This is a genomic window from Candidatus Rhodoluna planktonica, from assembly GCF_001854225.1.
Classification (GTDB): Bacteria; Actinomycetota; Actinomycetes; order Actinomycetales; family Microbacteriaceae; genus Rhodoluna; species Rhodoluna planktonica.
On sequence record NZ_CP015208.1, the window covers coordinates 310,389 to 322,442 of the forward strand.

Below are 12,054 nucleotides of genomic sequence, written 5' to 3' on the forward strand. Positions count from 1 at the left end.
GTTCGGTTAGGACTTCGAACGTTTCCTCTTGCCTTGGGCAACGGTTTTGACCATCGATGGGAAAACGAGGCCGTGCATAGGCCAAACCGCCCACCAGTAGAGGTGGCCCAGCAAACCTTTGGGTGCATAGGTGGCTCGTTGCACAACGCGGGTGCCATGGCCGTCAGGTTTGGCAGTAACAGTCCACTCCAACCAGGCCAGGCCGGGCATCTTCATTTCGGCACGAAGTCTTAAGCGCTTAGGTCGGTCAAGCTCTTCGACCCGCCAAAAATCGAGTGCTTCGCCAACTAAAAGATGGTTTGGATCGCGTCGACCTCGACGAAGTCCGACCCCGCCAAAAATACGGTCGATTAGCCCGCGAGCTTCCCAAGCCCAAGTCGCAGTCGAGTATCCGTTTTCGCCGCCAATTGATTCGACTCGAGCCCAAACTTCATCGATTGAATCGGTGCTTTCCGCAATGCGCTCGTCTAGGTAGAGCGAACCACCCGCCCAATCCGGATCGGTTGGTAGCGGTTCAGAGGGTGTACCAGGGGTTGACGCATTCGACCATCGGGTCTCAACACTGGCATCTTTAATCTTGGTCAAGGCCAGTTCTACTGCCCGCTTGAAATGGGTTAGGCCACCATCCGGATCTGGAATCAGTTGCCGAATTCGATCATCCTCGGCGACCACTTTGTTTTTCAGGCTGGCGACCAATCTCTTTGCCAAAGTATATGGAACCGGCGTGACCAGCCCGACCCAGCCGCTAGATAGTCGAGGAGTTAGCACTGGAATGGGGATGATAATTCTGCGACGAAGACCGGCGGCTTCAGCGTATTGCTGCATCATCTCGGCATAGGTAAAGATGTCTGGTCCGCCAATGTCGAAGTGATCGTTTATGTCGCTTGGCAGAGCGGCCGAACCGACCAGGTAGCGCAATACGTCGCGAATCGCAATCGGCTGAATTTTTGACTGAACCCATTTTGGAACAGTCATGATAGGCAATCTCTCGGTCAGGTAGCGGAGCATTTCAAAAGATGCCGAACCAGAGCCGATGACCACTCCGGCTCGAAGCTCGATGGTGGGTACCCCGCTTGCTCGCAAAATTTCACCGGTCTCCGCGCGCGATTCAAGATGCGGTGAGAGCTTAGAATCCTTGGCAATCATTCCGCCTAAATAAACAATCCGACGAACTTTTGCCTTTTTCGCGGCTTCACCAAACGTTGTCGCTAGCTGCCGTTCCTTAGCTTCAAACTCATCTTTCTCGAGCAGAGCATGAAGCATGTAATAGGCAACATCAACGTCTGCCAGGGCTGTTTCTAAGTCAGCAATCTTGAACGCGTCTCCGGTTATTACTTCTACCGTTTCAAACCAGGGATGATCTTTTAGACGATTGGCATCGCGCACCAGCACTCGAACCCGGTAGCCATGATTGATCAGTTCGGTGACTAACCGGCCGCCGATGTATCCGCTGGCTCCGGTCACCAAGACTCGGGCCGGTTCTCCATTTGGTCGCTTGAACTGGGGTAGGTCGTTGGCGATCATGCTGACCTTTCGAATTATTCGATGGTTACCAGTGGTGCGTAAGTTTCAATTGCAACGATACTTCTGACCGTATCTGCTTTTTTGGCAGTTAGGTGAACCACCATCATCTCACCCGGTTCGAGTGCTCGGCCCTCATGCAAAAGAATCTCTTGGTTTGCGTTTCCGTATTTAGAAAGGGTGTCCAGAATCGTCGGCAATGCCGGACGATGACTGCATAGAACCGAGGGTAATCCTGATTTAACGATGTCATCGACAACGTTCGCAGTTCGCCTTGGTCCTTTTTTGTTTCCTAGCTCAGACACTTGGTGGCGCTCAATAATCGGCAACTTCTGATTTTTAGCAAAGGGCTTCACGGTGTTGGCACATCGAGTCCAGGGTGAGGAGTAAACCCGTTTTACACCGAAAGCTTTTAGCAAAGGAATCAGGGCGATTGCCTGCTTGGCACCGAGTGGTGTCAGCGGACGCGCACCGTCGTCGATATTCTTTCCGTTTTTCCATTCGCTGCGAGGCATTGCCTGAGCATGGCGTTGAATAACGACCGGCTTGGTTTTTAGTTTGCCAAGGGTGTACAGGTCTTCGACACGTTGCAGGATGTCTCTATCAAAATCGTAGGTGAGCAATTCACGTGCCTGGGCGGGGGTGCGCCACTCGACACTGGCTACTTCTTCGCTTGGCTTGAATGTTGATTTGCGCAGACTTTTGTCGGTCACCCTGGCTGCCCAGTAGTGAACTTCTTTCGGCGCCCCGCTGGGAAGGGTGTACTTTACGATGTCGAGTCTGATGCCAAGTTTTACCCGCAAACCTGTTTCTTCTCGAATTTCACGCACGGCCGTTTGAGGTAAAACCTCGCCGGGATCTACTTTTCCTTTAGGCCAGGACCAGTCGTCATATCTGGCGCGGTGAATTAGAGCAACCTTGAGCCCGTCACCTTCTTCTCGCCATAAAACGGCGCCGGCGGCATAAACGGTCATCGGGGTATCTTCTTACCCGCAATTTCTCTCATCACCTGGTCTTGGAAATCTGCCAGGGTGGCCCCGTCCCGGTCATACTGATGCCTGACCCAGTTTCCGTCAGCAGCGAGATGCCAAGAAGCCGTGCCAGGATTCATTGCCAAGTCAAAAAAGGCGTTTAGCTCACGGATATGATCCGGTTGTGAAATTCGAACCAGAGCCTCAACTCGGCGATCAAGATTTCGGTGCATCATGTCGGCAGACCCGATGAAAATCTCCGGATCGCCTCCACCGAGGAATCCAAAAATTCGAGAATGCTCGAGGTAGCGTCCCAAAATTGACCGCACTTGGATGTTGTCACTCAGCCCAGGCACACCCGGACGAAGTGCGCACATTCCGCGAACCAAAATTTCAACATCAACCCCGGCATTCGATGCCCTGTATAGAGCATCGATAATTTGCTCGTCGACCAAAGAGTTGACCTTGATTCTCACCCGGGCTGGTTTACCTGCTTCGCGGTGGGCTATCTCTCGTTCGATGCGCTCCAGTAGTCCTTCTCGAACACCATGTGGTGAGACCATGAGTGATTTGAATTCAGAGTCTGGGGCATAGCCGGAAAGTTGATTGAAAAGCTTGGTCAAATCTTCACCGACTGACTCCCGCGAGGTTAGCAAACCGTAATCCTCGTAGTAGCGTGCGGTTTTTGGGTTGTAGTTACCGGTGCCGACGTGGCAGTAGCGTCTAAGTTGATTTCCCTCTTGACGAATTACCAGCGAAAGCTTGCAGTGTGTCTTTAGGCCGACGATTCCGTAAACCACGTGCACACCGGCCTGCTCAAGTTTGCGAGCCCAAGCGATATTGTTCTGCTCATCAAATCTGGCCTTGATCTCAACCAGAGCCAAAACCTGTTTGCCCGCCTCGGCAGCGCTGATCAGCGCGTCAACAATCGGTGAGTCACCAGAAGTTCGATAAAGCGTTTGCTTGATGGCTAGAACCTTTGGGTCTGCAGCGGCCTGAACCAAGAATGACTGCACCGAGGTTGAGAAAGATTCGTATGGGTGGTGAACCAAAATATCCCGTTGACGCATGGCCGCAAAAATACTGACATCTTTATCTTCCACCGGGCGGAGGTAGCGATTGGTGATCACCTGGTGGGGCGGGAAATGAAGGTCAGGTCGCTTAATTGATGCGATTTCGAACAAGCCACGCAAATCCAGGGGAGAGGGTAGGTGGTAGACATCTTCTTCGGAGATGTCAAGTTCTCGAATAAGCAAGTCGAGAACTTGAGGGTTGATGTCGTTGGCTACTTCCAGGCGAACCGGCGGTCCAAAACGACGTCTCAGCAATTCTTTCTCAAGAGCGATTAGAAGATTTTCGCCTTCTTCCTCATCGACTTCGAGGTCTTCATTTCTGGTAACTCTGAAGGTGTGGTGCTGCAACACATCCATGCCAGGGAAAAGTTGTCCCAAGAATTCACCGATGATGTCTTCGAGTGGAACAAACATCTGGCCTGAGCCAGCTTCGCCCGGAATTTTGACAAATCGAGGCAGCAGCGGCGGCACCTTAACGCGCGCAAAGTGTTCGCGGCCGTTCACCGGGTTCTGCAGCACCACGGCAAGGTTTAGCGAAAGTCCGGAGATGTAAGGAAATGGGTGAGCGGGATCAACAGCCAGGGGAGTGAGCACCGGAAAAATCTGATTTTGAAAATATTCGTGGAGGGTCTTTTTTTGATTCTCGTCAAGGTAATTCCAGCGAACAATGTGGATAGCTTTTTCTTTCATTAAGGGCTTAAGCACCTTAATAAAGAGTTCGGCATGCCTAGTTTGAAGCTCGTGAGCTTTGTCAGAGATGGCACTCAAAACTTCTTGGGGCTCTAATCCAGAGCTAGAGCGAACTGCCAGCCCGGTGGCGATTCGACGCTTCAGTCCGGCTACTCGGACCATAAAAAATTCATCAAGATTCGAAGCAAAAATGGCGCAAAAGTTTATTCGCTCGAGAAGGTAGACATTCGGGTCTTCTGCCAGTTCGAGCACTCGCTGATTAAAGGCCAACCAGCTCAGCTCTCGATCTAAAAATCGATCAGCCGGAAACTCAGAGCCCAAATTGGGCACTGCGATTGCCATGGTTTCTTCGGAAGACATAGATGTAATACTGCCACTACTTGGTTATTTGTAGGTTAACAACGGGTTAGCCGATGTTCTCAGAGAGAGCATCCTCGGTGGTTAGGTTGAATCGGTAGCCAACGTTTCGCACGGTGCCAATTAGCAGTTCGAGGTCGCCCAGCTTGGCCCGCAACCGTCTGATGTGAACATCAACGGTTCGAGTGCCACCGAAGTAGTCGTAGCCCCAAACCTCACTGAGCAACTGTTCGCGGGTGAAGACTCGACCCGGGTGTTGAGCCAAAAATCTGATCAGTTCAAATTCTTTATAGGTAAGGTCTAGTGGTTTACCGTGAATTTTTGCCGAGTAGCTGCCCTCATCGATAACCAACCCGGATGCGTGAATCTTGTCGACTTTCTCTTCGGTTTGTGCTCGGCCGATAGCGAGCCTGATTCGAGTTTCGATTTCCGCTGGGCCTGCAGTTTCTAGAATTATGTCTGCCGCGCCCCAGTCGTTACTTACTGCGGCCAAACCACCTTCGGTAACCACCAAAATAAGGGGAGCGCTAAGACCAGTGGTCACCAAAATTTTTGCCAGGGCTTTTGCGTTAGCTAGGTCTCTGCGTGCATCGAGAAAAACCAGATCGTGACCGGGAGCGTTGACCAAGCTGGCCGGCTCAGCCGGAATTTGCCGCAGTCGGTGACTGAGTAGCGAAAGAGCAGGTAAAACTTCAGCTTCGGCTGTTGCCGAAAGTACCAGAAGTTGAGCCATTTCTCTCTCCGAATCGCTTAGCACAAGTTTAGTCGGGATTCTCTTTGCTGTAATCGAAGGTTTTTGGGTACGGCTAGGGCAAGATTGAAGAATGAGGCGCGATTGGATTGAAATCACCGGAATTTGGGCTGCGGTTTTGGCCCTCGCCCTCTGGTTGGTTTTTCAGCCGGGCGCAACGGCAATTGCTGCAGAAACGTATTCGGGCGCTATTTTGGCCGGGGCCTTGGCCACGGTTTCGGCAATTCAACTTCGATCGCAGCGAGCTGAGGGCTTCGTGCGACGCCTGGTCTATGTTGCGGGTGGGTCCTATCTCATCCTGGCTTTAGCATCGCTGTTTATGCTGCTGAGGGGTTAGACTTTTACCATGATTCTTGCTCTAGAAATCTTCTTCACCGGACTCCTAGTTCTCGCATCTCTGGCCATTGCCGGAGTATCTGCGCTTGTGCTCTACAAACTATTCAAGGGTCAAAAGTAACTTGTTCGTAATTCCAGAAAATTTACCTCTGGAGCTAACCCCCTTCGCCTTCCTGATTGGAAAATGGGAGGGAACCGGCGTCATCAGCTACAAAGTAAACGAGGATGACGATTCTGTCGTCGAATACGAATTCAAGCAGCGCATCGAATTTGCGCACGATGGCAGCAACGCGCTTACCTACGTTTCAAGCGCTGAGTTGATAGATTCAGATCTTCCGGCTTTGCCCAGCGAATTGGGCTATTGGCGATTGGCCCGCCCAGCTGAAGAATCTGACCATGGCCCGGGGATGATTGTTGGCTCAGGTGAATCAAAAATCCAGTCTCGTGAAGATCTAGAAAAACTTCGTAACGCCGAAGGTGGTTTCGACATTCAGGTTTCCACGCTGCATCCGGGTGGGGTAGCCGAACTCTACAACGGCAAAATCAAGGGTGCCCGGGTTGATCTTGCGTCAGCGCACGGTGTGGCCTTTGAAACCGCAAAAACCTACCGCCACTCAACTCGACTGTACGGGCAGGTTGAAGGCGCTTTGCTTTGGGTGTGGGAAATAGCCATGCCGGGACGCGAATTGAAACCGCATGCCTCAGCCCGGCTTGAGCGAATCGAGTAAGTGTTGACCGCAGAGCACTTTGGTAATCCGTTGGTTGAACAGCGAAAGTTGCTCAATTCTGAAGCTTCGGTTTTGCTCGAAGACTTGGCAGTGCTTCGGGTTGAAGGCCCAGATCGACTCGACTGGCTGCATGCATTACTTTCGCAAAACATCAAAAATCTCAAGCCCGGTGAAAGCGCCGAGGCCCTACTGCTTGATCCAAATGGTCGAATTGAGCAAGCTATCCGAGTTTTTGAAACTGGAAACGAAACTTACTTATCAGTTGGCAAAACCAGTTTTGCGGCCTTGAACTCTTGGTTGAGTAAAATGATTTTTCGCTCAAAAGTTTCCCTGACTGAGGTCGACTTGGTTGCCGTGGCCTATTTTGGCGAGGTCAAAGATGAACCAAACGCGCTCTTCACCTGGACTGATAACTGGGACAAGATTTTGCCTGGCAGTTATCGCTACGGAAAACCATCGACCTCTGACTGGCCATTGAAAATTGCTTTCCTAGATTCAGCAGATGTTGAAAAATTCGCTTCCGAATTTGAAAGTGCTGGCCGTTTAGCGCTAACCGCTTTACGTATTGCTGCCCATCGGCCCGATTTCGACGCTGAGGTTGATGAGAAAACGCTTCCGCACGAATTAGATTGGCTGCGCACTGCGGTGCACCTAACTAAGGGATGCTATCGAGGCCAAGAGACAGTGGCCAAAGTTCACAATCTTGGTCATCCCCCGCGACGGTTGGTCATGTTGCACCTCGACGGTTCAGGGCACATGCTTCCCGAGGTAAACGATTCGGTGATTTACAACGGCGAAGTTAAAGGTCGAATCACCTCGGTCGCTCAACATTTTGATATGGGCCCAATTGCCCTTGCCGTGATCTCAAGAAATGTGCCCGAAGATGCCCAGCTCGAGGTGGCATCCGCAGGGCAAACCATAGCGGCTGCTCAAGAAATCATTGTTCCGGCAAGCGCCGGCAAAGTGGCAGAACTGCCGAAGCGCAATTTGCTCATGGGCGGCAAACATTGAGTGAAGTTTGGCTCGACCGACTTCGACAATCCACAACCCGAGCAGTCGAGTCAATTGCTCCGATTAGTCAAATAGTTTTGGCAGCTGTGGCCGGCTACAGCATTGCGCACTTCGGCCTCGGTCACGAAACCCCAATTTTCGCAGTGACGGTTGCAATTACTGCTTTAGGTTTTACCAGAGATGCTCGCCCGCGAAGAATAATCGAAACGGCACTGGGAATGATTATCGGAATCCTACTCAGTGAAGTGTTTTTGCTTTCATTGGGTCAAGGTTTGATTCAGCTGGCGGTTGTGCTTTTGATCTCGCTCTTGGCGGCACGTTTCATTTCAGGTTCGGCATCGTTTGCGCTTACGGTTGGCATCCAGGCGATGCTGGTTCAAATTTTGCCGGTACCTGATGGTGGCGCATTTTTGCGAAGCATCGATGGCCTCATCGGCGGTCTGACCGCTCTCGTTTTTACCGCAATAATTCCGCGCGACCCCAGAGGTATTGCCAACCGCGATGCCGAAAAACTTTTTAGGGTGTTTATCGATTCGGTCGAAGCTTTGCGGCTAGCCACTAAAAATGTTGACGAAAAAGTGCTCGATGAGGCACTCATCCGGGTTCGACGATCACAACCGCTAATTGATAACTGGCGGCTTTCGCTCGACAGTGCTGTTGCTATCGCCAAGATTTCGCCTTTTCTTCGAAAGTATCGCGATGAGCTGTCGGGACAGTTGCGTCTCATGCGCGGTATGGATTTAGCAACCAGAAATTTACGTGTTGTGGTTAGACGAGTGGATTTCTTGGTTAAGGATGGCGAGCCACGGCCTTATTTGGCCGATTTGTTTGAGCAAATCAGTCAGGCTGCACAGCTATTGGAAAGTGGTTTGGATGATTCAAGTGACCGCAGAGAAGCTCAGCGCCAGTTGGTTTACATCATCCATCAACTAGATCCAAAGAGATTCGGAATTGGTGACCAGTTACGCGAAGCAAGTGTGCTGTTGTTATTGCGTCCACTTTTGGTTGATTTGCTTTGCGCTAGCGGAATGAGCGAAGAAGATGCTCGTGCTGAGTTGCCTTCGATCTAGTTGGTCGGATCAACGGCGCTGTATTCAACGCTAAGTTCGCCAAGTCGCACACGCTTCCGATCCAGAGTTATCGGCCAGCCCGCTGACTTCAATTGATTGCAGGCGGCTAACCAACGCTGTGCCGCCGAAAACGTTCCGAGACCGGCATTTGATTGCCAGGCACGATCGAGGTCAACTAAAAACTGATGAATTTTTTCACCCGGAACGTTGTGGTGAATTAGGGCTTTAGGAAGTCGCTCAGCAACTTTGCTCGGTGAGTCCAGTTCAGCGAGCCGCATCGAGATTGTGAAAGTAAGGGGTCTGACTCGGTCAAGGGTTATCCAACTGCTGATGCGACCAATTTCATCGCAGGTACCTTCGATCAACTTTCCTTCAACTGTGAGGCGTGACTGCATTTTCTGCCAAGCCGGTAAGACCTGATCTTCGTCATACTGACGCAAAACGTTGAAGGCCCTGATTACGGTGACCTGGTTAGGCAGCTCTGGAGGAATCGGAACTTCAAATCCGCCGTGTGTGAAGTGCAGACTTTCCGTCGCGATTGCCAGCCCGCGTTCAACTCGCTCGCGATCAATCTCTACGCCAACCACATGAGTTTGCGGGTTTACTTTTTCTAGCCTCGCCAGTAACTCAACCGCGGTGATTGGGCTCGCTCCGAAGCCTAGATCAACGACAATCGGTTGCTTTTCCTGACGCAAAACGGGCAGCGCGGCAATAAATCGATCAACTCTGCGCAACCGATTGGGATTCGTCGTACCTCTAGTTATCACTCCGAGGGGTTTATTCACTGCCACGGCAATAAACTTATCGTCATGACTTCGAAATACACACTCATACTTCTGCGCCATGGAAACAGCCTTTGGAATCAAGAAAATCTTTTCACTGGTTGGGTTGATGTCGACCTCAGTGACCAGGGCCGCGCAGAGGCTGCGCGAGCAGGTGAGTTGCTGAAGGAATCTGGTTTGAAGCCGGATGTGGTTTTCACATCAAGACTCAAGCGTGCAATCAACACAGCGCACATCGCGTTGAGTGCAGCCGATCGTTCTTGGATTGATGTTGAACGCGACTGGCGTCTAAACGAACGTCACTATGGAGCGCTGCAGGGCAAAGACAAGGCCCAGACTTTGGCCGAGTACGGAGCCGAGCAATTTCAAATCTGGCGCCGCAGCTACGATGTTCCGCCACCACCTATCGATGACGCTGACCAGTACTCACAGGTAAATGATGAGCGCTACGCAGAACTTGGATCTAACGTGCCAAAGACTGAGTGCTTGAAAGATGTCCTAGAGCGCATGTTGCCTTACTGGATGTCGGACATTCAGCCAGCGCTAAAAAATGGCAAGACAGTTTTGGTTACCGCACACGGTAATTCACTGCGCGCATTGGTAAAACACCTTGACGGTATTTCAGATGACGAAATTGCCGAACTAAACATTCCAACCGGCATCCCGCTGGTCTACCAACTAGACGAAAACTTCAAGCCGTTGGTCAAAGGTGGCGAGTATCTTGACCCAGAGGCGGCAGCAGCCGGTGTCGCTGCTGTGGCTTCGCAAGGCAAAAAATAGCAGTAAAAAAGGGAGCCATAGGCTCCCTTTTTTTCTTGGCTGAATCTAACTATTCAGCGTCATTCCAGTCGCCGGTAGTTAGGTAACTCACCTTGGCTGAGATGTCGACTACGTGGTCGGCAAAACGTTCGTGGTAGCGGCTGGCCAGGGTCACATCCACTGTGTACATGGCATTTTCTTTCCAGTCGCTGCCCAAAACTACGTCGAAAACATGGCGGTGCAGTTCGTCTATGCGGGCATCCTGAGCCTGAATTTGACGGGCAAAATCAACGTCGGTGTTCTGCAGCAGTTCGACAACTTTCTTGCCCAATTCGACGTCTAGCTTGCCCATCTCGACAAAGGTTTCGCGGAGCGGAGCAGGCACAGCGCTGTCTGGAAATCGATAGCGGGCAATTGCGGCGATGTGGCCAGCAAGTGCAGACATCCGCTCCAGCGATGCAGAAATGCGCAAGGCCGAAACCAAAATTCTCAAGTCTCGGGCTACCGGTGATTGTCGGGCCAAAATTTTGATCACTAACTCATCGAGGGCTAGGGCTTTGTTGGCTGTCGCGTCGGCTATGGCAATCGCGTCGTCAGCTAGATGCACATTTGACTGATTGAAAGCGTTAGTTGCCTTCTCGATTACTCGAGTGGCATCCTGGGCCAGCTCAACTAGCCTGCTCTGCACTTCGTGAAGTTCAGTTTGAAATACTTCGCGCACGATTTCCTCCCGGTGGGCTTACTGCTTCGACCTTTTCGCAACTTGGTAAACAAACGGCAAATTATGCCTAAATACCGTCCAAATTATCTGGCTAGGCAATGACTTCTGGCCTACCCGTCAACTACCGTCAGCCTAGAGTTAACCTTGTGAACGAATTCTGGTTTGACTTTTTGATTGGCCTGGGCGGTGTCGTCTTCGGCGCAATCGTGGTCTACCTAGTTACTCGGGCAAGGCGCCTAGATCTAGAGGAAGAATTGGCCAGACTGAGCGAGCCAGAGACTGCGGCAGAGTTGCTCGATGTTTTAGCGACGTCAGCAGCCTTGATTGACGGTTTGAACCATGTTGTAAAAGCCACCCATGCGGCCCAAGCCCTCGGTCTAAAGCAGGGTGTGGCCATGCCATATCCAGAGATCACCGCGCTTGCCAAGAACGCGCGTGACACCGCCGAAGCTCAGAGCTCCGAAATCGAAATTGCCACTGGCATAACCGGCGAGACTATGACCGTGCTGGCGCGAGCAGCTCTGCTTTCTGATGGCAATGTGTTGCTTACGGTCGAAGACATGACTGAATCGGCAAGGTTAGATGAAACTCGTCGAGACTTTATCGCAAACATTTCGCATGAGTTGAAAACTCCGATCGGGGCAATCAGTCTGCTCTCTGAAGCATTGCTCGACTGCGAGGATGAGGCCACGACGAAAAAGTTTGCTGCTGACCTGCATCGCGAATCTATCCGCTTAGCCTCGCTAGTTCAAGACATCATCCAGTTGTCTCGCTTGCAGGTCGCTGATATCACCAAAACGGCTCAGCCAGTTGATCTTGGTCAGGTGGTAGTTGAGGCAATCGAACGCAACCGCTTCTTGGCAGAGAAAAACAACGTCGTAATTAAAGCGGATGCACCAAGCGGAGTTATCGTCCTGGGTGACCATGAGTTACTGGTTACGGCAATCAAAAACCTGATTGAAAACGCGATCAATTATTCGTCCGAGGGTTCACAGGTTGGAATAGGTCTTCGTCACAAGTATGGCGTGGCCGCAATTGCGGTTGCGGATAACGGCGTCGGCATTGCCCCCGAGCACCAAGAACGCATCTTTGAACGTTTTTACCGAGCCGATGCGTCACGTTCGCGCAACACCGGAGGAACGGGTTTGGGTCTGGCAATTGTGAAGCACGTCGCACTGAAGCACCGTGGCGATGTTCAGCTCTCGTCAACTCCCGGAGTTGGTTCCACCTTTACTTTCCGCGTTCCAATCGCTCGCGTTAGCAACACAGAGAAAGAGAGCTAAC

The 12,054-nt window shown here is 51.5% G+C and carries 12 protein-coding genes; 6 read left to right on the top strand and 6 right to left on the bottom strand.

Annotation, left to right across the window (positions count from 1 at the left end; all coding sequences use genetic code 11):
• Positions 1-6: 6 nt before the first annotated feature.
• From A4Z71_RS01525 to A4Z71_RS01540, 4 genes are read right to left on the bottom strand one after another with little or no spacing between them, the layout of a single operon-like run.
• Positions 7-1,524: an SDR family oxidoreductase gene (locus A4Z71_RS01525; RefSeq protein WP_070954224.1), complete on the bottom strand. Its 1,518-nt coding sequence runs from the start codon at positions 1,522-1,524 to the stop codon at positions 7-9.
• A 14-nt stretch (positions 1,525-1,538) separates the two neighbouring features.
• Complete coding sequence (locus A4Z71_RS01530; protein ID WP_070954225.1) at positions 1,539-2,495, bottom strand: NUDIX hydrolase; 957 nt, start codon at positions 2,493-2,495, stop codon at positions 1,539-1,541.
• Complete coding sequence (locus tag A4Z71_RS01535) at positions 2,492-4,615, bottom strand: RNA degradosome polyphosphate kinase (protein ID WP_070954226.1); 2,124 nt, start codon at positions 4,613-4,615, stop codon at positions 2,492-2,494. The genes A4Z71_RS01530 and A4Z71_RS01535 overlap by 4 nt, the downstream gene beginning before the upstream one ends.
• A 46-nt stretch (positions 4,616-4,661) precedes the next feature.
• Positions 4,662-5,345 carry a response regulator transcription factor gene (locus A4Z71_RS01540; protein WP_070954227.1) on the bottom strand — a complete coding sequence of 228 codons (684 nt, stop codon included), beginning with the start codon at positions 5,343-5,345 and terminating at the stop codon, positions 4,662-4,664.
• A gap of 91 nt (positions 5,346-5,436) precedes the next feature.
• Here A4Z71_RS01540 and A4Z71_RS01545 point away from each other — a divergent pair, with 91 nt between their 5' ends.
• The 4 genes from A4Z71_RS01545 (at position 5,437) to A4Z71_RS01560 (ending at position 8,508) form a co-directional block, all read left to right on the top strand.
• Positions 5,437-5,700, top strand: coding sequence for a hypothetical protein (locus A4Z71_RS01545; RefSeq protein WP_070954228.1), 264 nt, complete (start codon positions 5,437-5,439; stop codon positions 5,698-5,700).
• A 121-nt stretch (positions 5,701-5,821) separates the two neighbouring features.
• Entirely contained in the window at positions 5,822-6,427 is a 606-nt protein-coding gene (locus A4Z71_RS01550; protein ID WP_070954229.1) for a heme-binding beta-barrel domain-containing protein, read from the top strand.
• On the top strand, positions 6,428-7,438 hold the full coding sequence (gene ygfZ, locus A4Z71_RS01555) for a CAF17-like 4Fe-4S cluster assembly/insertion protein YgfZ (RefSeq protein ID WP_070954230.1): 1,011 nt from the start codon (positions 6,428-6,430) through the stop codon (positions 7,436-7,438).
• Entirely contained in the window at positions 7,435-8,508 is a 1,074-nt protein-coding gene (locus A4Z71_RS01560; RefSeq protein ID WP_070954231.1) for an FUSC family protein, read from the top strand. Before ygfZ ends, A4Z71_RS01560 begins: the two co-directional genes overlap by 4 nt.
• Here A4Z71_RS01560 and A4Z71_RS01565 read toward each other — a convergent pair.
• On the bottom strand, positions 8,505-9,242 hold the full coding sequence (locus A4Z71_RS01565) for a class I SAM-dependent methyltransferase (protein ID WP_236858547.1): 738 nt from the start codon (positions 9,240-9,242) through the stop codon (positions 8,505-8,507). The genes A4Z71_RS01560 and A4Z71_RS01565 overlap by 4 nt on opposite strands.
• Positions 9,243-9,317: 75 nt before the next feature.
• On the opposite strand from A4Z71_RS01565, the gene A4Z71_RS01570 reads away from it, so the two are divergent.
• Positions 9,318-10,070: a phosphoglyceromutase gene (locus tag A4Z71_RS01570; protein ID WP_070954232.1), complete on the top strand. Its 753-nt coding sequence runs from the start codon at positions 9,318-9,320 to the stop codon at positions 10,068-10,070.
• A 49-nt stretch (positions 10,071-10,119) separates the two neighbouring features.
• On the opposite strand, the gene phoU is transcribed toward A4Z71_RS01570, so the two are convergent.
• Positions 10,120-10,770 (bottom strand): phosphate signaling complex protein PhoU, encoded by a 651-nt coding sequence (gene phoU, locus A4Z71_RS01575; RefSeq protein WP_070954233.1) that lies wholly within the window; start codon positions 10,768-10,770, stop codon positions 10,120-10,122.
• A 146-nt stretch (positions 10,771-10,916) separates the two neighbouring features.
• Between phoU and A4Z71_RS01580 the strand changes: the two genes are divergently transcribed.
• On the top strand, positions 10,917-12,053 hold the full coding sequence (locus A4Z71_RS01580) for a sensor histidine kinase (protein WP_158512768.1): 1,137 nt from the start codon (positions 10,917-10,919) through the stop codon (positions 12,051-12,053).
• The last annotated feature ends 1 nt before the right edge of the window (position 12,054 follow it).

Bases quoted from the DNA above. Each gene is read 5' to 3' on its own strand.
- A4Z71_RS01540 (WP_070954227.1), bottom strand. From the start codon at position 5,345: ATGGCTCAACTTCTGGTACTTTCGGCAACAGCCGAAGCTGAAGTTTTA.
- A4Z71_RS01545 (WP_070954228.1), top strand. From the start codon at position 5,437: ATGAGGCGCGATTGGATTGAAATCACCGGAATTTGGGCTGCGGTTTTG.
- A4Z71_RS01570 (WP_070954232.1), top strand. From the start codon at position 9,318: ATGACTTCGAAATACACACTCATACTTCTGCGCCATGGAAACAGCCTT.
- A4Z71_RS01525 (WP_070954224.1), bottom strand. From the start codon at position 1,524: ATGATCGCCAACGACCTACCCCAGTTCAAGCGACCAAATGGAGAACCG.
- A4Z71_RS01535 (WP_070954226.1), bottom strand. From the start codon at position 4,615: ATGTCTTCCGAAGAAACCATGGCAATCGCAGTGCCCAATTTGGGCTCT.
- A4Z71_RS01530 (WP_070954225.1), bottom strand. From the start codon at position 2,495: ATGACCGTTTATGCCGCCGGCGCCGTTTTATGGCGAGAAGAAGGTGAC.